This is a genomic window from Prosthecobacter sp. (genome assembly GCF_044222345.1).
Lineage (GTDB): Bacteria > Verrucomicrobiota > Verrucomicrobiia > Verrucomicrobiales > Verrucomicrobiaceae > Prosthecobacter.
Map to the genome: position 1 here is coordinate 1 of NZ_JBGANL010000046.1, position 22,546 is coordinate 22,546.

A 22,546-nucleotide genomic window follows, 5' to 3' on the forward strand; every position below is an offset into this window, starting at 1 on the left:
TTGAACTGGGAAACGATCCGCTGGTCGCCCTCTTCATAGCCGATCACATGCTCCCACAGCGGCAGGCACACGGACACGCCGAGGTCGTGGTCAGGGATCGCCTTGCCGAGGTCTTCGGCGTTGCAGAGAGGGTGGGTGAAAAGGTCGGACATTTGAGAGGGAGGACACTTTTCTTCATACGGGGGCGGGAGGCAACGGGAATGCGGCAGCGCGGGGCGCTTTCGTCGTATTCTTGTCATGCGGAAAGCTCCAGAGGACTGGAGCACTCCAAAACGCTCGCGCGACCCTTCACGCTGAAGGGTAGCTGCGATCACTTCTTCTTCAGCGCGGCATCAATGTCCTTCCACAGGTCTTCCACGTGTTCGATGCCCACGGAGAAGCGCACCAGCCCGTCGGTGACGCCGGCGGCTTCGCGGGCGTCTTTGGGGATGGAGGCGTGGGTCATGCTGGCGGGATGGGCGACGAGGCTTTCGATGCCGCCGAGGCTTTCGGCCTGGGTGAAGAGACGCAGGCGGCGGATGAAGGCGAGGGTGTCGCCGTAGCTGAGGCCGAAATCGGCCAGGAGCATGCCGCCACCGGCAGACATCTGCTTTTTGGCGAGCTTGAACTGCGGATGGCTCTTCAGGAAGGGGTACTTCACGCTCTTCACGCCTTTGCGCCCTTCCAGGCGCTGGGCGAGTTCGAGGGCGTTGGAGCAGTGGCGCTCCATGCGCACGGCTTCGGTTTTGGCACCGCGGGAGATGAGCCAGGTGTCGAAGGGGCTGGGCTGCAGGCCGATGGCCTTCTGGGCGAAGATCATTTTCTCCTGCCATTCGTCCAGATTGGTGCAAACGGCACCGCCGAGGGCGTCGCTGTGGCCGTTGGTGTACTTGGTGGTGCTGAGCAGGGAGAGATCGGCACCCAGATCCAGCGGCTGCTGCAGCAGGCTGGAGGCAAAGGTGTTGTCCATGGCCACAATGCTGCCGACCTTGTGCGCGACCTCGCTGATGGCCTTGATATCCAGGATCTTGAGCAGCGGGTTGGTGGGGGATTCCAGCCAGACCAGCGCGGGCTTCAGGCGCGTGATGAGGTCGTAGTTCTCCGGGTTGGTGAGGTTGGCGTATTTGATTTTGACGCCGAAGCGCTTCAGCACCTTTTCGAAGATGCGGTAGGTGCAGCCGTAGATCTGCTGCTCGGAGAGAATGGTGTCGCCGGTCTTGAGGGAGAAGAGGATGGCGGAGATGGCGCTGAGGCCGCTGGCGAAGACGGTGCTGTGCTTCGCGTTTTCCAGGCTGGCGAGCGTGCTCTGGAGGTTGCGGAAGTTCGGATTGCCGGAGCGCGTGTAGTCAAAGCCGTTGGGATTCCCGGTCTCAAACGTGGAGGTCATGTAGATCGGCGGAATCACGGCGCCGGTCTCACTGCGGTAGTCCTGGCCCACATGAATGGCTCGCGTTTCAAAGCGTGCGTCGGCGGGGATGGAAGGGTCGTCTTTCATAACGGGATGAGTGACATGCAGATTTAGCTTTGCAAGGCCCCTGCGTGCATGCTTTATGAGTTATACTCTGATCTTTCATGTCCGACTCCACCGCCCCTCGAAAATTCCGTCGCGTTCTGCTCAAACTCAGCGGTGAAGCGCTGAGAGAGCCGGGCAGCCATGACAATATTTCCCCGCCCATCGTTGAAGACATGGCGGCGCAGATCAAGGCAGCCCACCAGACCGGGCTCGAAATCGCCCTCGTCGTGGGCGGAGGCAACTTCTGGCGCGGCGTGACCGCCAGCAACAAGGGCATGGAGCGCGCCACGGCCGATTACATGGGCATGCTGGCCACGGTGATGAATTCGCTCGCGGTGCAGAGCATGCTGGAGGCGATGGACGTGCCGACGCGGGTGCAAAGCGCCATCAAGATGGACAATGTGGCCGAGCCCTTCATCCGCCGCAAAGCGATGCGCCACCTGGAGCTGGGCCGCGTGGTCATCTTCGCCGCCGGCACGGGCAATCCGTTTTTCTCCACGGACACCACTGCGGCGCTGCGTGCCAGCGAGATCAATGCGGAGATCGTGCTCAAGGCCACGAAGGTGGATGGCATCTACGATTCCGATCCCAACAAGAACCCGAACGCCGTCAAATTTGACCGCGTCAGCTTTCACGAGTGCCTGACACGCCAGCTCAAGGTGATGGACTCGACCGCTTTCTCCCTGTGCATGGAAAACAACATGCCTATCGGCGTTTTCAGCATGAACGAACCTGACAACATCCGCCGGGCGCTCATCGGCGAATACATCGGGACGATGGTGGATGCGAAAGGCTGAACAATTTAACACGACACTGATATGGACCCTGAACTGACGATGATGGAGGCCGAAGAGGCCATGACGAAGGCGGTGGAGCACGCCATCCACGAATTTGCCACCGTGCGCACAGGCAAGGCCTCGCCGACGCTGGTGGAAAACATGGACGTGCATGTGATGAGCTACGGCAGCCACATGAAGCTGAAGCAGCTGGCAATGATCACCACGCCGGATGCCCGCCTCATTCGCATCGAGCCCTTTGATTCCTCTACTCTGCAGGACATTGACCGCGCGATCCGCGAATCGCGCCTGGGCCTGAACGGCAGCATTGAAGGCAAGGTGATCCGCCTGCCGATTCCCTCCCTCTCCACCGAACGCCGTGAGCAGATGGTGAAGATGTGCAAGACCCTGGGCGAAGACGCCCGCGTGCGGGTGCGCTCCGCCCGTCGTGACAGCCTCGAAACCATCAAGAAAGGCGAGAAGGATGGTCACATCACGGAAGATGACCTCCACCGCATGGAAAAAGAGATTCAGGCCATGACCGACAAGAAGATCGCTGAAATCGACCAGCATGTGGCTTCGAAAGAGAAAGAGATCATGACGGTCTAGGCCGATCCAGTTTCAAGTTTAAGGGTTCAAGTTCAGTCTGAAATGATGCCTCTGAAAACTTGAAACTTTGAACCTGAAACTTTGAACTTTTGTTGATGTTTCCCGCCCGCGACTACCTCGACCTGACCCATACGAAGCATGGCATCCTGTTTCCGGATGACTCGCCCGTATGGACGGCGCTGGCGCGGATCGAATCGTATCTGGACTTCCGTTTGCAGCGCGAAATCCGCGTGCAGGTGCCACCGGGGGCGTTCATTGGCGAGGATGTCTTCATTGACGAAGGCACCACCATTGAGCCCGGCGCGGTGATTAAAGGTCCGGCGTGGATCGGTCGCAACTGCCAGATCCGCGCAGGCTGCTACATCCGCGAGAACGTGATCATCGGCGACGGCTGCGTGCTGGGGAACTCCTGTGAATTCAAGAACTGCGTGGTGTTCGACGGCTGCGAGGTGCCGCATTACAACTACGTGGGCGACTCGATTCTCGGCCACAAGGCGCATCTGGCTGCCGGTGTGATCCTTTCCAACGTGCGGCTGGATCGCTTGGAGGTCACGGTCAAAACCGATACCGATGTCATCCCCACCAGCCTGCGAAAATTTGGTGCGGTGGTGGGCGACTACGCTGAGATCGGCTGCAACAGCGTGATCAGCCCCGGCAGCATCATTGGCCGGCGCAGCATTATTTATCCGCTGACCCACTTCAGCGGGGTGCTGGAGGCCGATCTCATGCTGAAGACGCGGCAGACGCAGCAGGTGGTGAAGCGTCGGCGTTAGCTGAGAGAATGAATACAATTTGGGTCGTGGGAGTCAGAGCAGCATCCCATGTTTATGAAATCTCCTTTCCGCCTGCTCCTTGTTGTTTCGGCCATCCTGTCGCTGGCGAACTGTGACAAACCCATGCCGCCTGCGGCTGCGGCACCAGTGACAGAAGAAGCAGACAGCCAGCTTGCGGAGGCACGCGACGCCTTGCAGCGCCAGGCCTTGGAGATCGAAACGAAGACGGCCTTGATGGACAAGCAGCTCGCGGAGATGGCGCAGTCCCTGAAGGATCGTGATAATGCGGAACTGCGCAGTTCTCTGGATGCCTTAAAGCGGCAGAATGAGGAACTGCGTGTGCAGGCGGATGCTGCGCGGCAGCAGAGCAATGCCATCACCCAGCGCATCGTCGTCACGCCCCAGCCAAATGTGGTGCCGCAGCCCATGGCGCTGCCTGATTACTCGTTGTTCTATGACCGTCTGACGCCTTTTGGCCGCTGGTTTGAGGTGAATGGCTACGGCTACTGCTGGCGGCCTACCATCACCGTGGCGGGCTGGCGGCCCTATGTGGATGGCTGCTGGGTGTGGTCATCGCTTGGCTGGGCCTGGCAGTCGAACGAGCCCTTTGGCTGGGCCACCTACCACTATGGCCGCTGGGTGAATCTGGCGCGCTACGGGTGGGTCTGGGTGCCGGGCAGCGATTGGGCTCCGGCGTGGGTCGCCTGGCGTCAAAGCCGGGATTGCGTGGGCTGGGCTCCTCTGCCGCCTGAGCAGGGGGTGTGCAGCGGGGTGTATCGCGACTGTGACTCACGCTACGGCCTCGGCCCCAGCAGCTACACGTTCATCAACACGAACCAGTTTGTGAGTTCGAGTTACATCAATGTCTATGCGCCCGTGACGCGGCAGACCACGATCTTCCAGCACAGCGTGAATGTGACGCAGATCGTGCCCAGCCACAGCCGGGGCCATGCGTTTGTTCACCAAGGGGGACCACCCCGCAGCCAGATGGAGCAGGCCTGCGGGCAGCCGGTGCCTCAGCGGCAGGTGCAATCCATGCACGCCGACCAGATGCCGGTGCGCCAGCAGCCGCATGGGCGCAGAGACGCCACCGCGCCCGTCGCCATGGTGGAACTTCCGGCCGTGTCCCCGGGGGGCCACATGAGGCGTCCCGAAATCAAAGAGCACATTCAAAAACCGGTTTTGATGGGTGGATTTGAAGGCGTGCCTCAGCAGGCTGCCCGGCAGATCCGTGAGAACATTGACCGAGAGAAAGAGACCGCAGCGGTGCAGCAGCAGCCGACCCATGGACGCACGCCACATCAATCTGGCCGTCATCCGACCGCAGCTCCGGTGGTCGTCAATGGTGCTCCTGCGGTGCCAAGCACTCCGCCCCAGGAAACCGTGCGTCCCGCCGTTGCTGCTGAAACGCCGGTGCCAGCTCAAAGCGCCGCGCCCGTGGTGCCGACGGGAGTCCAGCAGCAGCCGGGGCAGGGGAACATGCCGCATCCATTTCCCCGGCGTTCAGCGGAAGCTGAGGTGACTGCCAACATGCCTGCGTTACCGAATGCTCCGGCGCAGGAAACCGTGCGTCCCGCCGTCGCTGCGGAGCCTGGCTCAGCCAGAGAACCCAGGCGCCATGGCCAGTCCGGGGTGAGGGACCCCCAGGCACCGAACGTGCCGCCTGACAGCAAGGTGGTGGAGACTAGCGCTCCCGCCGCAGCACCGTCAGTCCCAGCCGTGATGCCTGCCGTGGTGGAGAACAAGGCTCCTGAGCCTTCGGCCACCCCGGGGGTGCCTGTCAGCGCGTCTGAAAGCACCCCGCCCGCTGCGGTGAATGCTCCACCCGCCGCCATGCCGCAGCCGACTGAACCCGTGGTTTCACCGCCACCGGTGGCCGCAGAGAAAATGGCTGCCGAAGCTGAAAAAGCTCGCATGCACGCTGGCCGGGAACGGGGCCATGCGGCCGCCATGGAGCAGCGCCAGCAGCAGGAGATGCAAGAACGTGGGCTGGCAGAGAAAAAAGCCGCTGAACAGGCCGTGATGAATGCCGAAGCGGAAAAGAGCCGCATGCAGGCCGCCGCTGCGCAGCAGGAGGCGGTGGCGGCCCAGCAGCAGCGCATGGCGGCCGACCAAGCTGCCGCCGAGGCTGAAAAAGCACGCCAGCAGGCCGCTGCGACGGCGGCCCAGCAGCAACAGGAGATGGCAGCGCAGCAGCAGCGTGCCACGGCTGAGCGCATGGCTTCCGAACAGGCCGCCGCAGCGGAGGCCGAGCGCGTCCGCCAGCAAACGGAAGCCGCAGCCATGCAGCAGCGCCAGCAGGAGGAAGCCGCCCGCCGTACCGCTGAAGAGCAGCAGATGAAGACGCAGCAAGAAACCGAACGCCGCACGCAGGAGATGGCGCAGCGTCAGGCCGAAGAGCAGGCCCGCCGCCAGCAGGAGGCTGAAATGCAGCGCGCGCAGGAGCAGGCACGCCGTGCTGCCGAAGAACAGCAGATGCGCGCCCAGCAGGAGGCTGCACAACGGGAGCAGGAAATGGAGCAGCGCCGGGCTGAAGAGCAGGTACGCAGGCAGCAGGAGGCTGAGATGCAGCGTGCGCAGGAGCAGGCACGCCGTGCCGCTGAAGAACAGCAAATGCGCGCCCAGCAGGAGGCGGCACAACGGGCGCAAGAGATGGCGCAGCGCCAGGCCGAAGAGCAGGCACGCAGGCAGCAGGAGGCGGCCCAGCGTGCGCAAGAAATGGCCCAGCGTCAGGCGGAAGAACAGGCCCGCCGTGCCCAGGAGATGGCGCAGCGCCAGGCTGAGGAGCAGGCGCGTCGTGCTCAGGAAGAAGCCCAGCGTGCTGCTGCAGAGGCCGCGCAACGGGCCGCTGTCGAAGCCGCACAGAGGGCCGCTGCCGAAGCCGCCCGCAATCAGCCGCAGCCAGCGCCTGGATCGTGATCTGATGCGAAGATTCGCCCAGCCCCTCGCAGTTCCTGATTGTCGTGAGGCAGGCTGGCGCGGTAGAATTTTGGGATGCGCTGGCTGCTTCCCCTTTTCCTGATCTGCGGTTCATGGACAGTGCATGCGGATGAGGTCATCCGGGTCACTTGGAAAACCACGCACGCGGCAGCACCACCTCAGTTCAGCCGTCCGGCGGCTGATTTTCTGCCGATGTTTCGGCTGGCGCTGACCACGCTGCCAGAGTCTGCGATCGTCGCCCTGGCCCTGTCACAACCCGCGCTGCTCGGACTGACGCCTGCGCAGGCAGGCATGATGCGCCCGCTGGTGGCAGAGCGCTATGTATTGATCGCCAAAACACCGGCATACTCCGATGTTGCTTCGGCACTGCCGTACTGTTTTGCGGAAAAACGACCGCAGGAAGGGCTGGCGCTGGTGCATGTGCCCACGGGGGCGGATGCGCGCACGCCGGTGCTGCTGTTTCTGCACGGGTATGGCGGCAGTTTTCTTTGGTATCAGCATTTGCTGGCCGAGCATTTCGGCAATCACATCATCATCTGTCCGGCGCATGGCATCAACACCTCAACCCTTTCCAGCGAGTATGTGCAGGAGTGCGCGCAGGCCGTGGGCCTGCGGCTGGGCCGGCCGGTGGTGAAGCCTGTTTTAATGGGGCTGTCCGCAGGTGGCTTTGGCGCATGTGATGTGTACACGAAGCACCCGGAACGCTTTGACCGCCTGATCTGCATGGCGGCCTACCCGCCAGAGGACCTGCTGCTGAAATTTCCGCGTGATGCGCGGGCTGCGTTCATCGCTGGAGGCAGCGAGTACTTTGTGAAGTCGGGAGACTTCGCCCGGCGCATGGCGCAAGTGAGGCAGCTCGCACCCGCCACGCAGGAATTCACCGTACCGCAGGCGGATCATTTTTTCCTCCTCAGCCACACGACGCAGACGATGGCCAAGCTGCGCGAGTGGCTGCCACGCCCCTAATTCACACCCTCAACATGTCCTTCACGACCTGCCAGTAGAGGAAGATGCAGCCGCGCCATGAGTAGCGGAATTCGCCGTTGCCGGTGGGTTCGATGACGCCGGCGGTGATGTTGTGGTCAATGAGCACGCTCATGTCGCGCTCGATGTAGGCGTGGAGGTACTCGGTGTCCTGCAGCGCCAGGTCTTCGGAGCGGATGCCTTCGGTGTGGAGAAAGTCTTCATGGCGCTCCAGCAGGTCTGAGAACGAGCCCGCATGGGTGAAGCGGTTCAGGCGCTGCTTGGGGGAGTGCTTCATCGTGGCGGCGAAGGGGTAGTTCGTCGTGGTGAAGGTGACTCCGCTGGTGGTGCGTGAAGTGAGGCTGACGTAGGAAAAGCCAAATTCTCCCTGCTGCGCCAGTGCAATGGCGGCCTGCATGCGTTTTTCCGCATGGTAGAAGAGCCGCATGAAGTAGTCGGTCTGGCTGAACTTCCAGCCGGTGTCGCCGACTTCGGTGAATCCGTCATCATCCGCCTCGCTGCTGAGCTCGGAGAGTTCCGGGAAGACCTCACGGGAAGGGGGGAAGCGGTGCTTGACCTCGCTTTTGATGGGGAAGCGCAGCCGCCGGACACGGAAGACGATTTCCATCCATGGCAGCATGAACCAGGCACCGACAAAGATGGCGCCGCCGATGTGCGAGTAGGTCAGGTAGTAGCCGCTGAGGTAGGAGGCGCCCAGCAACGCCAGCCAGCCCAGCTTCTGGATGAAGCGGTTGTTGAAGGAGCGGCAGGCGATGGCAAAAACGATGACTGCCGCAACATACAGAATCTGCTGGAGTGTGGTTTCCATGAGGCCGCTGGATTTGGAGTGAAGGAGGAAACTAAAGGATGACATGAGACAAAGCAACCCTGCATCCGTTCGTCCCAACCGCGTGAAAACGAAGAGGCCGGACGCATTCCCGATGCATCCGGCCTCCCACTCAACCTTAACCAAAAGATAGCGCTTAGAAATTGACCTGGGCCTGCAAGCCGAGGTAGTCGTAGTTCACACTGCTGTAGGGAGCCACGTTTGTGTTGGTGCGCATGCCGTGCATGAACATGGCCGTGAGTTCCAGCTCCGGGTAGGGGATGAAGCGGACACCAAAGCCCACTTCATTGACCTTGTCCTTGGGAGCGTTGGTCGCAAATTTACGACCACCGTTGTAGGTCTGCCAGCGGGCGAAGGGGATGAGTTCCTTCTGGTTGGCAAACACGTGGCGGTAATTCGCCTGCACATAGCCGCCGCTCAGACTGGAGGAGGTGATGGTGCGCATGTCGCTCGAGAGCTGCGGGCCTTTGCCCCAGTTCCATTCGGTTTCGATGCCGAAGGGCTGTGGGTACAGGATGGCGGAAATGCCGACGCGTGCATCGGTGAAGCCGCGGTTGCCGCCGTTGCCATTGGCAGGCGTTCCCACGCCGGGGATGGCTGCCGTGGTGGTGTTGAATTTGCCAGCGTAGCCCTGAATGCCGAGCTCGAGGAACTGACCGTTGTCGAACTCGAAGGGATAGGTGGCACGGGCCGCCCAATGCGGCTGTCCGTTCGTATCCGGCTTGTTGATGCCCTGGCCGGAAAAAGCACCAAAGGCGATCATGCCATAGTCACCCGAACCGCGCAGACCCATCTTGACGAGGTTTTTGAAACGTTCGCGGATCTCGTAAGGGGCATACATGTAGTAGACGCCGAAGTCACGCTCGCCTTCGACAGCGGTGCTGATGGCTTCAGGGCGCTCCAAGGCGAGCCGATTCTGGGAGGATTGCAAGATGGCATGGCCATAGGGGACTTTGGACAGACCCATGCGGACGCGATGTTCACGAGCAGGGTCGAGGGAAACATCGGCGTAATAGTCGCGCGCCTGCATACCGCCATTGCCATTGACGCCGCCAAACAAGTCTGCCTGGAAATAGAGATAGACGTGGTTGGTGAGGTCGCCGCTGAAGGCCAGACGGCCGCGGCGGATGCCGATGCTCGACTGGTCATTGGCGAACGAGTCATTTTGCACATGCAACTGGCCGCCATCTTCGTGCATGACGGAATCCGCACGCACCTGGAGGTAGCCCTTCATTTTCAGGCGCTCGTACCATTTGTCGGCCAGCAGGGTGTCGAGCTCTGCTGAAGACATGGTGGAGGGGGAGGTGTTGTCGGTGATCTTGGAGATGTCCTCGATCTGTCCACGAGTCGTGGAAATGACGTTTTCGAGATCGCCCACCTTGCTCTCGGTCTGGGTGAGGCGTTTTTCCAGCGTCGTACCGCCAGCCTTGCTCAGGGCATTCTCAAGATTGCCCAGCTTGCTTTCGGTCTGAGCCAGGCGCTTTTCCAGAGCGGAGGTGTTTGCCGTCGAACCGGCTGCAGGAGCAGGAACTGCTGGCACCGGAGCGGCTGCCACTGCGGCTTTATCCCGCTCTTTGTCCTCTTCACGGGAGGCGGCGACCAGCAAGTCATACTCCTCCTGGCTCAGGGTGCCCTTGGCCTTCATGATGGAGAAGAGCTTTTCCATGGCCGGACCGGCGGCAACTGGCAAGGACGGGGGCAGGGCGATGGCGACGGCTGCAAGGGCAGCCATGACACGGGATATGCGGGAATGTTTGAGGCGCATGTGTGAGGTGAATCAGGTGAGTTGAATGAACTCCCCCAGGCGATGTGGTATCGCCTAGGAAAGGAATGTCACATGGCTGTAACCGGTTTCCCCTGCGAGGTTCTTAATGTGACGCTTTCGTCACGAAAGTGAGTTATTCACATGCAGATTGCCCCTTGAGAGGATGCGACAAGCTCCGTATTTTGATTGTGACGCTTTCGTCACAGAGCGCATTTTGACCACTTGCCCCCTTCCGCCAATATCCGCCTCGTCACCCGCGAACTGCCGGCGGACAAGCTTATCGCCTTACTCTATCCTACAACCCTCATGAAGATCGCCTTCCTTACCCTTGTCACCACCCTGACTGCTGCGCTTTCGCTTCAGGCTCAAACCACCCTGCGCATTCGTGGATCCGACACCCTCGGAGCCAAGCTCGTCCCGCAGCTGGCCGAATCCTTCAAGAAGCAGGGCGGCAAAGTCAGCTTTGACATCGCAGCGGAAGGTTCCTCCACCGCGTTCACGAATCTGGCCTCCGGCACCGCCGAAGTGGGCATGTCCAGCCGCAAGGTGAAGGCGGATGAGCGCACGCTTTGCCGCAGCAAGGGAGTGACCCTCACGGAATACGAAGTCGCCTGGGACATGATCTCCGTCGTGGTGAACAAGAACAATCCCGTGTCCGATCTCTCCAAAAAGCAGTTGCTGCAGATTTTTGCCGGTGACATCAAGGACTGGAGCGAAGTCGGCGGCACCCCCGGCCCAATCTCGGTTTACACCCGCAACACATCCTCGGGCACGTACAAAGACTTCATTGGTCTGGCCATGAAAGGCCGTGAGTATGGCAAAAACAGCCAGAAGATGGCTGGGAATGAGCAGATTGCCGCTGAGGTGGGCTCCAATCCGAACGGCATCGGTTATGTCGGCTACGCTTATTCCGGTGCGAAGGGCATCAAGGTGGTATCCATCGCAGGCGCTTTCCCCAGCCCAGCGGCGGTGAAGTCCTACCCGCTGTCCCGTCCAACCTTCCTCTACACCAGCGGCGAGCCAACCGGCACCACCAAGGCCTTCATTGATTTCTGCCTCAGCCCTGCGGGGGACGCCATTGTCAGCAAGGCAGGTTTTGTCCCACTTAGCATTGCGAAATAACTGTTGATTGACCGATTCACCAGTCCGGCGGAAGAGACATGTCTCGACCGCCGGATTTGTTTTCAACTCTGGTGCATTCTTCCCTCATAGCCGCATGAACAGCCTCCCGCCGCCCAGCAGACCGCCGCTGCGCAGCGTGCTGCTCAGGAGTCGCAAGCACACCATTCTTGGGGTGGATCCCCAGAAGCTGATCAAATACTTCTTCGGCAGCAATGCGAGCGTGGCCATCATCGTGCTGGTGCTGATCATGGTGTTCCTGCTGCGTGAGGGCATTGATTTTCTGCCGACCTACCAGCGCGAGCTGCAGACCTACCGCCGGGCAGGGCTGGAATTTTGTGACATCATCGACCAGCCGCTGCAGCGGAATCAGGCGCTTTCCAGCAGTCTGCGCCAGGCGGTGAGTGCTTCCTTGGAAACGATCAGCAAGACAGCACGTGACCGCCGTGATGCGGCCTTTTTGCTCAAGCGGCAGGTGGAGGACAAGACCGCGCGGCCGCGCGAATCGCTCACACAGGCCCTAGAGAAGACGCCCCCTGCACCGGAGCAGACCGAGGTTTTTCGCCGTGAACTGGCTGAGGCGTCTGCGGCTGCTGCGAAAGCGCTGGAATATCCAGCCGTTTTCAGTGCTGCAGAGCGTGAGCAGCTGCAGCGCGAATTTTCTGCGCTTACGCCCGAAGTCACTGACCTGCCACCGCTGGTGCAGACACTTGTGGCGGATTTCAGTGCGAAAGACCGCGAAGCACGCACGAAATTTGCCGCGCTTGTGACGGCGCAGGAAGAATTTGAGGAAGCCACAGAGCCCCTCCAGGAAGTGGTGGACGAACTCAAGGCGAAGGCTTTGGAGACGAAGGAGAAAGCCGTGGAGTTTGAGGTGCTGGAAACCAACCGTCTGCGCCTTCTCGAAGCCGCCGCCACCGAGACTGATCCGAAAGAAAAAGCCAGCCTGACCAAGGAGGCGGAGGAATCCGTCGCTGAAACAGTGAATCTGGCGGAGAGCATCAAGGAAATCACCGGACGCACGGCTGAACTGCGTGAGCAGGTGGAAAAATATGCCGTGGTCATTGAAAAGGCCGCTGCTGATCTGCCCAAAGACGCGGGCACCGGAGCCGCCCGCAAGCTGGTCAACGAAGTGCGTGAAGGGATTCCGGTGCATGCCCGGGAAATGCGGGCCGCGGCTGGAAAGCTGGAAGGCTGGCGCTGGGACAAACCTGTTTCTATTTTCAGCGTCATCGGCGCTTTCTTTTTCGGCACCCAATGGATCACGAACAGCTCCTGGCAGGACTTCTTTGGCTTTGTGCCGTTGCTGACGGGATCGCTGGTCATTGCCGCCATTGCCATTTTGATCGCCACGCCCGTCAGTGTGGTGGCCGCCATTTACACGAACCAGTTTGCCAGTGAGCGGGAGAAGGAAATCATCAAGCCGATCATCGAGTTTATTCAGGCGATTCCTTCGGTCGTGCTGGGTTTCATCGGCATTTCACTGGTGGGAAATTTGATCAAAGACGTCAGTGAATGGAGCTGGCTGCAATGGGTGCCCGGTTTTCCGATTCAGGAGCGTCTGAACATGTTCAATGCAGGCTGCCTGCTCGCTTTCATGGCCGTGCCCACCATGTTCAGTCTCTCGGAGGATGCGCTGAACAACGTGCCGCGTGCTTACATTGATGCCTCCGACGCGCTTGGCGCCACCAAGCTGCAAACCGTTTTCCGCGTCATCGTGCCGGCGGGCATCTCCGGCATTCTCTCAGCCATCCTGCTGGGGCTTGGTCGTGTGGTGGGCGAGACGATGGTCGTGCTGCTCGTCGCGGGGAACCGCATCGCCATTCCTGATTTCAGCGCAGGGCCCGGCGTCATTTTCCATCCGGCCCACACGCTGACTGGCATCATCGCGCAGGAACTTGGCGAGGTGTCGCGCGGCAGCTCGCACTGGCAGGCGCTGTTCATGGTCGGCATCGTGCTGTTTGCCATCTCGCTGCTGGTCAACTGGTGCGCCCGTGCCGTGGCCCGCCGCTTTGAACCCCACAAGGCATGAATTCCGCCCCCACCAACGACAACCCTTTCGCCGGCGACAACTCCGGCATCCAGCAGCGCGAGACCGCGGCGCGCTGGGCCTTGCGCATCGGCAGCTACATCGTGGTCATCATCACGCTGGCGATCATGCTGCACATCTTCGTCAAAGGTGCGCCCGTGGCCTTCCAGTCGAAGTGGCCGTTTGTGAACACCAAGTTCCTCACCGAGCTGCCTGCCACGCTGCACGTCATCGAAGACCAGCAGGGCAACCACATCGAAACCGATGTGAACGGTGCCGACGCGATCAAGAAGAAGCTGGGCGACAACTTCCGTGCGGAAAAAACCATCTCCTACTCTGGTGGCGGCATCTTGGGGCCGATCGTCGGCACGGCCTTGCTGGTGATTGTCAGCGTGGGAGTTGCGCTTTTCCTCGGCGTCGCTTGTGCAATCTACCTGAGTGAGTATGCCAAGCACGGCAAGTTCCTCGAAATGGTGCGGCTGGCGATCTTGAATCTCGCGGGCGTGCCCTCGGTGGTGTTTGGTTTGTTTGGCCTGGGGGCGTTCGTTTTGACCGCACCGACCTTTGTCGATGTGCCGGCGGAGCGCTCCGTGTTCTCCATCCCGCTCGGCTTCACCACGTTGAGCTTTGAAGGCTGGGACACCTGCGTGCTTTCCGGCGGTTTCACGCTGGCCTTCGTCATCCTGCCCGTCATCATCACCGCTAGCGAGCAGTGCCTGCAGGCGGTGCCGCAGGGGTTCCGTGAAACGAGCATGGCGCTCGGTGCCACGCGCTGGCAGACCATCCGCTACAGCGTGCTGCCCTTCGCCACGCCCGGCATTCTGACTTCCAGCATCCTTGGCATCGCCCGTGCGGCAGGTGAAACAGCTCCGATCATGTTCACCGCTGCGCTGGCCTTCAAAGACAAGCTGCCCTGGCAGAAGGACCTGCCACCGCTACCGGCGGACGCGTCCATCTTTGCGCATTGGGAGCAGAGTGTGGCGCGCTTTTTCGGCATCTTCACTGAGTCGGTGCAGGCCCTGCCATATCACATCTACACGCTGGCCGCCAAGATCCCGCAGAACGAGTACGCCGAGCGTGCGCAGTACGGGTCTGTTTTCGTTTTCCTCGTTCTGGTCGCCTCGCTGGCCGCCAGCTCCGTGATGCTGCGCAAACGTCTGCGCGCCAAGTATCGCTGGTAATTGCTTTTCCTTTCATGTCCGCCGATTCCACCGCCCAGTCCACACCGCCGCCTGTTGTTCAGGTGCGTGACATGGATTTTTGCTACGGTACCAGCAAGGCGCTGTTCGACATCAATCTGAAGGTCGAATACCACCGCGTGACTGCGCTCATCGGGCCTTCGGGCTGTGGCAAGAGCACGCTCCTGCGCTGCATCAACCGCATGAATGACCGCGTGCCCAGCGCCCGCGTCACGAAGGGGGCGGTGCTTGTCAAAGGGAAGAACATCCATGATGACGATGTGGATCTCACTCAGCTGCGCAAGCAGGTCGGGATGGTGTTCCAGAAGTCGAATCCCTTTCCCAAGAGCATCTACGAAAACGTGGCTTACGGCCTGCGCATCCACGGCGAGAAAAACAAAAGCGTGCTCGATGAAGCGGTCGAACGTTCGCTGACGCATGCCGCGCTGTGGGAGGAGCTCAAGGACCGGCTTCATGCGAACGCCCTCGCCCTCTCCGGTGGCCAGCAGCAGCGGTTGTGCATCGCCCGTGCCATCGCCACGGTGCCGGACGTGCTGCTGATGGACGAGCCCTGCTCGGCACTCGACCCCATCTCCACGCTTAAGATCGAAGAGCTCATGCACCAGCTCGCCAAAGAGTTCACGGTGGTCATCGTCACTCACAACATGCAGCAGGCCGTGCGCGTCTCGGACTACACGGCCTTCCTCCACCTCGGCAAGCTGATTGAGTTTGCGCCCACGGAGGAGCTCTTCACCAATCCGCGCGAAAAGCTCACCGAGTCTTATTTGCGCGGCACTTTCAGTTAAACAATGGCCGCCGACACTCCAGCACCCACCGCCGCAGAGCCGCTCATTCAGGTGGAGAAGTTCAACTACGCCTATGGTGACAACCAAGTGCTCTTTGACGTCGATCTGAACATGCGCAGCGAGGATGTGACGGCTCTCATCGGCCCGTCTGGCTGTGGCAAGAGCACCCTGCTGCGTTCCATCAACCGCATCAACGACCTCGTGGACTCCGCCCGCGTTGTCAGTGGCAAGATCAAGATCGATGGCGTTGATCTCTATGCGCCGGATGTCGATGTGATCAACCTGCGCCGCAATGTGGGCATGGTGTTCCAGAAGTACAATCCCTTCCCGCGTTCCATTTTTGAAAACGCTGTTTACGGACTGCGTGTGGCTGGCATCAAGGACCGTCATGATCTTGAGGAAGCCGCCGAACGCAGCCTGCGCTCCGCCGCCTTGTGGGATGAGGTGAAGGACCGCCTCCATGAAGTGGCCACCGGGCTTTCCGGCGGTCAGCAGCAGCGATTGTGCATCGCCCGCGCCATCGCCCTGCAGCCGCGCATTCTGCTGATGGACGAGCCCTGCGCCGCGCTCGATCCCATCGCCACCGCGCGCATCGAGGAGCTGATCCATCAACTGCGCGGCCAGTTCACGTTTGTCATCGTCACGCACAACATGGAGCAGGCCAAGCGCATCGCCGACCGCACCGCGTTCTTTTACAAAGGGCGGCTGATTGAGGAAGATGAAACGATGAACATCTTCAATCACCCGCGCGATCCTCAGACGGAGGCGTATATTACCGGACGGCTGACCTGAGGGGGCGAATGGGCAGGCCGCCTCACCTCGAAGTTGAAAAAATCGTTTCATGCCGCACTGTGGATGCTGCATGAATCTCCGCCCCCTTGCCTTGCTCTTTCTCACTGTCAGCGTCGCCAGCGCTGGTGTGGAGGTGGACATCGAAAAATTTGGTTCCAGCCTCGGTGGCTGGAACAAGGAAAAAAAGAAGGCCGCCGAGTACAAATTCTCCGAGGTGTACTACCGCACCTACAAACCGGAAGTCACCGCTGCGCCTGATGGCGGCGTCTTCATTTCCGTGCGGGTGGATCATCTCCGCGGCATGTTTTCCTCCGACGATCACGCCAGCCTTGAGATGAGCTTTGCGCCGGATGGCACTCTGCTTTCCTCCCAGGCGGCCATCTCCATTCAGTCACGCCGAATCAGCAGCGACATGTTTCGCAGCGGTGGCAGTTCCGCTGCGAAGGCCGCAGGTGAATTCGTCGGCGGCACTGCCGAAAAAGCGGCCAAGCTCAGCAGCAACGTGTTCGCCAATCTCGCTGGCAAGCTGCTGCGGGAAAACGTCACCGAGCCAGGCCGCATCGCCTACCCGGCTGCACTCCGCCACAACTACAATCTCCTTTATCAATGCGTGAAATTCGTCAAGGACCCGCCCAAGGCCCTCGTCGTGGAAGGTGACCCCATCCGCCCCAAGCCTCCCGAGCCCCAAGGCGCGCCTGAGAACATGTTCGACCTGCGCACTTTTGGAGAGGCTCCGAAGGAAGAGAAAAAAGAAGAGCCCAAGAAGGAAGGCGACACGGCCAAGCCATGAGCCGGCAGCAGCTGCTCATCGACGTCGGCAATGGTCGCACCAAGTTCGGCCTCGCGACAAGCGAGACGATTCTCGAACGCCGCGAGCATGCCACGCGCGAGCTTTCGCCCGATGCCGTGCGTGAGGTCACCCGAGGCTGGCAATTTGAAAGCGCCGTGATTTGCAGCGTGGTGCCCAAGGCGGTGCCTGCGTTTCGTGAAGTGTTGGGCGACCAGCTCATCGAACTGCGGTATGACACGCCCATGGGCATCGGCATTCGCTACCCGAAGCCCGAGAGCATCGGCGCCGACCGTCTGGCAAACGCCGTCGCGCTGGCGCACATGCACGGCGCTCCGGGCATTGTCATCGATTTCGGCACGGCGGTGACCTTTGACATTCTCTCCGCCGACAAGTTTTACATTGGCGGCGTGATCGCGCCGGGCCTGCGGCTGATGACCGATTACCTGCACGAACGCACCGCCCTGCTGCCCCGTGTGGATCTTCGTGAGCCCATCACGGCCATCGGCCAGTCCACCGAGGGGGCCATCCTGGCCGGAGCCGCCATCGGGTATCGGGGCATGGTGAAAGGCATCCTGGAGGCGCTGAAGAAAGAACTCGGGGGGCAGAAAGTCAGCATCGTCGCCACCGGGGGCGATGCGGAATGGATCATTTCCGGCATGGACGAAGAGATCACCACGGACCCCGATTTGACCTTGCACGGACTGCGTTTGGTGGGCAATCTCCGCGCCCCGCTCTGACGGCGGGACGCGTTATGGCTGAAACTGACAAAACTTCCATCGGCATCGACTTTGGCGGCACCTCCGTGAAACTCGGTGTGTGCCGTGGCGATGAACTTCTCGTCACGGACGAGCCCATCCCCACGATGCAGTTCCACGGACCTGCCGCACTCATTGGCGAGATGGCCGCCCGCGTCGCCAAACTGCGGCAGACCTATCCCGCCATCTGCGCGATTGGTGTCGGTGTTCCCGGGCTTGTGGATTTTGATCACGGTTTTGTGCATGAGCTGACAAACGTCCCCGGCTGGAAGCATGTGCCGCTCAAGGCCATCCTCAGCGAGAAGACGGGGCTGCCCGTGCTCGTGGAAAATGATGCGAATGCGATGACGTATGCGGAGTTCCGACATGGTGCGGCACGCGGACTGAAAAACGTCATCGGTCTCACGATGGGCACCGGCATCGGCGGTGGGCTGGTGCTGGATGGCAAGATGTTCCGCGGCAGCGGCTTCGTGGCGGGAGAGATCGGCCAGATGAGCATTGATTACAACGGCAAGGCCGGCCACTACGGCAATCTGGGGGCGCTGGAAAAGTACACCGGCAACCAGCAGATCGCCGAGCACGCCGTGCTGCGCTATTCCGAGGCGGGGATCGAGAAGGACATCGCCGAATGCACACCCAAAAAGATCGCTGATGCGGCGCAGGCTGGCGATGACATCGCCCGCCAGATCTGGGGCGAAGTGGCCGACTGGCTTGGTACTGCGATCTCCAGCATCGCGTGGCTGCTCAATCCCGATGCCTTCGTGATCGGCGGCGGTGTGGCCCAGGCGGGAGATTTGATCTTTACGCCGCTCAAAAACAAGGTGCAGAGCATGCTCAGCACCGTGGTCTGGGAGCGCCTGCAGATCCTGCCCGCCCGCTTCAGCAACGAAGCCGGCATCATCGGCAACGCCGCCCTGGCGGCAGATGCGGTCTGAACACCGCAGCACCTGAGCGAAAAAAAGCCCGGCTCCATAGGAACCGGGCTTTTTTGTGACCTTTGCTGGTTACTTCTTCTTCCCTTTGGGCTGCGGTTTGGGCTCCCAGTCCTCCACTTTGATGATGGCTTCCAGATCCTTCTTGGCGTCGATGTCTTCTGGCAGGATTTTGAACTTGGTCAGGTAACGCAGCGCCTTGGTCACCTGAAGGATTTCGTTCTTCTTGGATTCGATCTTGCCGGGTGGCACCTCTTTCATGGCGCTGGCGAAATCGCGCACGGCTGCGGTGGCAAATTCACGCGCCTCGGCATTGTCCGCATAGCAGAGGGACTCAAAGTAGTGCAGCATCTTCTCGATGCCTTTGAGCTTGGCGGCCGATTCACGGATGCCTTTGGCGATCTCCGCACGCTTGGCCGTGGTGGCGGCTTCGCTCATGTGGCTGGCCTGACCGCCTTCAATGGCGCGCTTCGGCAGCGGTCGGTACCAGATGTTGCGATAGCGGACGGGGTTGCCGTGGTCCTGCAGCTTGAGCGGGCCTTGATCAGGGAAGGCTTTCGGGGAGGAGCGGCGCATGTGCCCGCCACCACCTTCGAGCGGCGTGTGGTCCTGAGTGAGCACGCCATTCACGAAAACGGTGATGTAGCCGGGATCGAGCTCCTTGCCGTCTTTGAAGATGGGGCGGCGGAACACGATGTCATAAACCTGCCATTCACCCGGCGCACGCAGCGGATTCGCCATCGGCGGATTGATGCCGTAGATGGATGAAGCCATGCCATCGGGGTAGCTGGGGTTGTTGTAATTGTCCAGCACCTGCACTTCGACCTGGCCCATGAGAAACACGCCGCTGTTGCCACGGCCCTGGCTGTTGCCCTCGACCTTGGAAGGGGCGCTCCATTCAATGTGGAGCTGGCAGTCGGAGAATTCTTCTTTGGTGCGGACGTAGCCGCTGCCCGGCACGCATTGCAGCACGCCGTCTTTGACTTCCCATTTGGTGGGCTCGGCAGGTGTTTTATCTGCCTGCCATTTTTCAATCTCCTCCGGCTTTCCGCCGAAAAGGATGACCGCATCTGATGGCGGGGTGCCCGGTTTTTCCTGCGAGCTGAACGTGCCCGGCTCCACGCGCACGGGCTGCGGCCGGTTCATGTCATGAATGGCCCATGGATGAGTCGCGTCCGGCGGATCGCCGTAGAACGCGCCGTCAGCGAGCGCAGCGGTGGTGAGCAGAGACAGTGCGAGAGTGTGAAGCGTGGGTCGGTTCATGGTGGTGGAGAGAGGTAGATGGGAAGGAGCTGTGAGCAACGGGGATTCGCACCCTCACTTCACCCAAATCTCGCGCTCGGTGGCGTCGATCTCGCTTTCCCAAGTTTTGAGCTTTGCTTTGAGGTCAGCGAGGATTTCGGGGTGTTGGTAGCCGAGGTCGGTGCGTTCGCTGATGTCGTCATCGAGGTTGAAGAGCAGGTCCATGCTATTGCCGTCGTTGATGTATTTCCACGGGCCCTGGCGGATGGCGTGCTGCTTGCGGTTGGAGCGGTCGATGCGCCAGTAAAAGGTGCGTTCCACGGGTTTGGCATCGCCGGTGATCAATGGTAGCAGATTGATGCCATCGAGTGCTTTGGGGGGCATTTCAGTGACGCCGGCGGCAGCGAGGAAGGTGGCGTGGAGGTCCATGGTGATGGCCATTTGAGAAGTTACTTTTCCCTTTGGCATTTTCCCCGGCCAGCGCATCAGGCAGGGCACGCGGATGCCACCCTCCCACACGGTGGCTTTGTGATGGAAGAGCGGAGCGTTGCGGCTGAAGCGCTCCCCACCATTGTCGCTGGAGAAAACGACGAGCGTGTTGTCGGCCAGTTTCAATGTGTCTAATTCGGCAAGAATCTTGCCTACGCCGAGGTCGATGCGTTCCACCATGGCTTTGTAAATGGCACGGCTGCCTTTGAGCATGCTTTCCTTGGTGACCATGGGCGTGTCTGGAGCATCCGGTGCTTCAAACGGCGAGTGGACGGCAAGGTGCGGGACATACAGGAAGAATGGAGCCGACTTGTGGTCGCGAATGAACTTTACGGCGCGTTCGTTGATGAGATCGGTGAGGTAGCCGTCGCGTTTCACGGGCTTCATGCCATCACGCAGAGCGTAGGTGCCATCGTAGTAGGTGTGCTTGTAGTAGTCGGCATGGCCGAGGAGTTCGCCGAAGTATTCGTCGAAGCCACGTTTGGTGGGGTTGTATTCATCCTTGTAGCCGAGGTGCCATTTGCCAAAGGCGCCTGTGGCGTAGTTCGCGGATTTGAGGCGCTGAGCGATGGTGGTTTCGCCAAGGGGAAGGCCGAGGCCGTGGATGTCTGGCTCGGGCACCCATGCGCCTTTGACGCGGCGGAACTGCTCCACCTGATAACCGAAGGCGAACTCAATGCCGCAGCGCTGCTGCCAGCGACCGGTGATGAATCCGGCGCGGGTGGGTGTGCAGACGGGGGCGTTGGCGTAAAAGTCGGTGAACTTCACCCCCTCTGCGGCGAGGCGGTCAATGTTTGGCGTGGCGATGTCCTTGCAGCCCATGCAGCCGAGATCTCCGTAGCCGAAGTCATCCGCGAGGATGAAGACGATGTTGGGCTGGGCGGCAAAGAGAGCCGGGCAGAGAAAGAGGTAAAATAGGAAGGTGCGCATGGCCGTCATTAAACGACGGCTTCATGCGCACCTTCCATGCAGAGGGGGTCTTTCGAATGATCAGCCGTTTGGCAGCAGGCGCTCCCAGAGGATGTCGTTCATGAGGACGTTCGTGATGAACTCGCGGCTGCTGTCAACGGCGGCCACCGGGGTCGGAGCCACGGCCGGCACGACAATGTCGAGGATGAGGCCCTTGGCCGTGCGCTGGGATGTGATCCTGCCACCGAGATGGTAGGCGAGGAAAAACGCCCCCATGAGGGTGAGGCCGGGGCCATCCGTGGTGACGTCATCGCGAGTGAAGAAGGGATCAAACACGGAGCGCAGCACATCGCCTGCGAGCCCAGGACCGTTGTCAGTGAGGGTGAGGTGCAGGGCTCCGGCGTCGGCAGCCTCGGTCGCTGTTTTGGCTGAGAGAGTGACCTGCGTGCCGGAGGAGAGCAGCGCCAGTTCGGTCTGAAGCAGCAGATGCACCATTTTTTCAAACGCAGGGCGGCTGGCCTGAAGGGCAGGGAGTGCGCCTGCGGCTTCGAATTTCAGTTCGATACCCTTGGCGGTGAAAGCCGTGCGCTGCTGGTCGATCAGAGCCGTGAGCACGTTGGCCGCATCCATCTTGTGTTCGGCACCGGAGGCGGAATGCAGTTCGCCCAGGAGATCGGCGATACGGGCAGCCTGGCGCACGACGTGGGCGTGGAAGTCGCGCCAGAAGGTGGCCTGACGCAGGCGATCGAGGTCAAAATTCTGCTGGCCGAGTCTTCCTGGCGTGATGTCCAGGAAGGCATGCACGGCGCGCAGAGGCTGGTTGAGCTTCTGGTTCAGCCCGGCGGCCACAACACCCAGCCCCATGACGCGGTCGGTGATGAGGAGGTTTTGCAGCACGGAGAGTTTTTCCTGCAGCAGGCCGTCGCGCTCCTGCTGGAGGATGTAGAACTCCATGGCACGGTGCAGGGTGTTGCGCACATCGTCCATCTGGATGGGCTTGGAGATGTAGCGGAAGATGCTGCCGAGATTGACTGCATCGACCGTGACATCGTAGTCGGCATAGGCCGTGACCATCATGCGCACGAGGCGGGGGCGGAGCTGGCGGGCGCGCTCAAGCAACTGCACTCCTTTTTCTCCGGGCATGCGCTGGTCAGACAGCAGCACGCCGATGTCTTCACCATGCTGCTCGATGAGCTTGAGCCCTTCTGCCGCGCTGATGGCTGTAAAGATGCGGAATTCGTCTCCGAATGTTTTTTCGAAGTACTTCAATGCCTTCTCTTCATCATCGACATAGAGAACGGCATAGCGTTTGAGGTCGTATTGGTTTTGCATATGGGGAG

General features: G+C 60.7%; 19 protein-coding genes. 13 read left to right on the forward strand and 6 right to left on the reverse strand.

Annotated elements, in window-relative coordinates; translation table 11 throughout:
- Positions 1 to 310 precede the first annotated feature (310 nt).
- Positions 311 to 1,474 carry a trans-sulfuration enzyme family protein gene (locus ACILSL_RS20405; RefSeq protein WP_395733910.1) on the reverse strand — a complete coding sequence of 388 codons (1,164 nt, stop codon included), beginning with the start codon at positions 1,472 to 1,474 and terminating at the stop codon, positions 311 to 313.
- A 77-nt stretch (positions 1,475 to 1,551) separates the two neighbouring features.
- Here ACILSL_RS20405 and pyrH point away from each other — a divergent pair, with 77 nt between their 5' ends.
- From pyrH to ACILSL_RS20430, 5 genes are all read left to right on the forward strand, one after another.
- A complete protein-coding gene (gene pyrH, locus ACILSL_RS20410; RefSeq protein ID WP_395733911.1) occupies positions 1,552 to 2,289 on the forward strand; it encodes a UMP kinase in 738 nt (245 codons plus the stop codon).
- 21 nt (positions 2,290 to 2,310) lie between these two features.
- Complete coding sequence (gene frr / locus ACILSL_RS20415; protein WP_395733912.1) at positions 2,311 to 2,877, forward strand: ribosome recycling factor; 567 nt, start codon at positions 2,311 to 2,313, stop codon at positions 2,875 to 2,877.
- 95 nt (positions 2,878 to 2,972) lie between these two features.
- Complete coding sequence (locus tag ACILSL_RS20420; protein WP_395733913.1) at positions 2,973 to 3,650, forward strand: UDP-N-acetylglucosamine diphosphorylase; 678 nt, start codon at positions 2,973 to 2,975, stop codon at positions 3,648 to 3,650.
- A 54-nt stretch (positions 3,651 to 3,704) separates the two neighbouring features.
- Positions 3,705 to 6,569 carry a DUF6600 domain-containing protein gene (locus ACILSL_RS20425; protein WP_395733914.1) on the forward strand — a complete coding sequence of 955 codons (2,865 nt, stop codon included), beginning with the start codon at positions 3,705 to 3,707 and terminating at the stop codon, positions 6,567 to 6,569.
- Positions 6,570 to 6,644: 75 nt separating this feature from the next.
- Positions 6,645 to 7,556 (forward strand): alpha/beta hydrolase, encoded by a 912-nt coding sequence (locus ACILSL_RS20430; RefSeq protein WP_395733915.1) that lies wholly within the window; start codon positions 6,645 to 6,647, stop codon positions 7,554 to 7,556.
- A gap of 1 nt (position 7,557) precedes the next feature.
- Here ACILSL_RS20430 and ACILSL_RS20435 read toward each other — a convergent pair whose 3' ends face one another.
- Together ACILSL_RS20435 and ACILSL_RS20440 are read right to left on the reverse strand one after the other, a co-directional pair.
- On the reverse strand, positions 7,558 to 8,382 hold the full coding sequence (locus ACILSL_RS20435; protein ID WP_395733916.1) for a hypothetical protein: 825 nt from the start codon (positions 8,380 to 8,382) through the stop codon (positions 7,558 to 7,560).
- Between the two features lie 154 nt (positions 8,383 to 8,536).
- Positions 8,537 to 10,132 carry a porin gene (locus tag ACILSL_RS20440; RefSeq protein WP_395733917.1) on the reverse strand — a complete coding sequence of 532 codons (1,596 nt, stop codon included), beginning with the start codon at positions 10,130 to 10,132 and terminating at the stop codon, positions 8,537 to 8,539.
- Between the two features lie 255 nt (positions 10,133 to 10,387).
- On the opposite strand from ACILSL_RS20440, the gene ACILSL_RS20445 reads away from it, so the two are divergent.
- The 8 genes from ACILSL_RS20445 (at position 10,388) to ACILSL_RS20480 (ending at position 18,569) form a co-directional block, all read left to right on the forward strand.
- The gene (locus ACILSL_RS20445) at positions 10,388 to 11,287 is read left to right on the forward strand and encodes a PstS family phosphate ABC transporter substrate-binding protein (protein ID WP_395733918.1); all 900 of its coding nucleotides are present in this window, start codon (positions 10,388 to 10,390) and stop codon (positions 11,285 to 11,287) included.
- Positions 11,288 to 11,381: 94 nt separating this feature from the next.
- On the forward strand, positions 11,382 to 13,316 hold the full coding sequence (pstC, locus tag ACILSL_RS20450; RefSeq protein WP_395733919.1) for a phosphate ABC transporter permease subunit PstC: 1,935 nt from the start codon (positions 11,382 to 11,384) through the stop codon (positions 13,314 to 13,316).
- On the forward strand, positions 13,313 to 14,494 hold the full coding sequence (gene pstA / locus ACILSL_RS20455) for a phosphate ABC transporter permease PstA (protein ID WP_395733920.1): 1,182 nt from the start codon (positions 13,313 to 13,315) through the stop codon (positions 14,492 to 14,494). Before pstC ends, pstA begins: the two co-directional genes overlap by 4 nt.
- Positions 14,495 to 14,508: 14 nt before the next feature.
- On the forward strand, positions 14,509 to 15,297 hold the full coding sequence (gene pstB / locus ACILSL_RS20460) for a phosphate ABC transporter ATP-binding protein PstB (protein ID WP_395733921.1): 789 nt from the start codon (positions 14,509 to 14,511) through the stop codon (positions 15,295 to 15,297).
- 3 nt (positions 15,298 to 15,300) lie between these two features.
- Positions 15,301 to 16,089, forward strand: a complete 789-nt coding sequence (pstB, locus tag ACILSL_RS20465) for a phosphate ABC transporter ATP-binding protein PstB (protein ID WP_395733922.1) — start codon at positions 15,301 to 15,303, stop codon at positions 16,087 to 16,089.
- Between the two features lie 70 nt (positions 16,090 to 16,159).
- On the forward strand, positions 16,160 to 16,879 hold the full coding sequence (locus ACILSL_RS20470; RefSeq protein WP_395733923.1) for a hypothetical protein: 720 nt from the start codon (positions 16,160 to 16,162) through the stop codon (positions 16,877 to 16,879).
- Positions 16,876 to 17,616: a type III pantothenate kinase gene (locus ACILSL_RS20475; protein ID WP_395733924.1), complete on the forward strand. Its 741-nt coding sequence runs from the start codon at positions 16,876 to 16,878 to the stop codon at positions 17,614 to 17,616. Before ACILSL_RS20470 ends, ACILSL_RS20475 begins: the two co-directional genes overlap by 4 nt.
- Before the next feature lie 14 nt (positions 17,617 to 17,630).
- Positions 17,631 to 18,569: an ROK family protein gene (locus ACILSL_RS20480; protein WP_395733925.1), complete on the forward strand. Its 939-nt coding sequence runs from the start codon at positions 17,631 to 17,633 to the stop codon at positions 18,567 to 18,569.
- 69 nt (positions 18,570 to 18,638) lie between these two features.
- Here ACILSL_RS20480 and ACILSL_RS20485 read toward each other — a convergent pair whose 3' ends face one another.
- Genes ACILSL_RS20485 through ACILSL_RS20495 form a run of 3 tightly spaced genes read right to left on the reverse strand, consistent with a single transcriptional unit; the run spans position 18,639 to position 22,538 of the window.
- Positions 18,639 to 19,829, reverse strand: a complete 1,191-nt coding sequence (locus tag ACILSL_RS20485; protein ID WP_395733926.1) for a DUF1080 domain-containing protein — start codon at positions 19,827 to 19,829, stop codon at positions 18,639 to 18,641.
- 54 nt (positions 19,830 to 19,883) lie between these two features.
- Positions 19,884 to 21,227, reverse strand: coding sequence for a sulfatase (locus ACILSL_RS20490; protein WP_395733927.1), 1,344 nt, complete (start codon positions 21,225 to 21,227; stop codon positions 19,884 to 19,886).
- A gap of 60 nt (positions 21,228 to 21,287) precedes the next feature.
- A complete protein-coding gene (locus ACILSL_RS20495) occupies positions 21,288 to 22,538 on the reverse strand; it encodes a response regulator (protein ID WP_395733928.1) in 1,251 nt (416 codons plus the stop codon).
- Positions 22,539 to 22,546: the final 8 nt, after the last annotated feature.